The sequence below is a fragment of the Paenibacillus sp. 203 genome, from assembly GCF_037027525.1.
Classification (GTDB): domain Bacteria; phylum Bacillota; class Bacilli; order Paenibacillales; family Paenibacillaceae; genus Paenibacillus; species Paenibacillus polymyxa_B.
In genome coordinates this window covers 1-255 of the sequence record NZ_JAXCHD010000090.1, presented here as the reverse complement: position 1 = coordinate 255, position 255 = coordinate 1, and the positions used below count along the sequence as shown (strand labels likewise).

Genomic DNA, 255 nt, shown 5'->3' with positions numbered 1-255 from the left:
TGGTCCACGTGCGCCTTCGACAATGTCGAACTCCACGTCTTGTCCTTCTTCAAGTGTTTTGAAGCCTTCTGTTTGAATTGCGGAAAAATGTACAAATACGTCGCCGCCGTCAGATGTTTCAATGAAACCATAACCTTTTTCTGCGTTAAACCATTTTACTTTACCTTGCATGCACTAACATTCCCTTCGTCATCAAATGAAGTGAAGCTCTCGCCCACATTTCCGACTATACCACCCAAAGTTATCCATTGTCAA

The 255-nt window shown here is 43.1% G+C and carries 1 protein-coding gene; it reads right to left on the bottom strand.

All coding sequences use genetic code 11. From position 1 onward, the window contains the following. The coding region (locus tag WA407_RS26530; protein WP_336078748.1) for a cold shock domain-containing protein at nucleotides 1-171 on the bottom strand (171 nt) is incomplete at its 3' end. Between the last annotated feature and the right edge of the window lie 84 nt (nucleotides 172-255).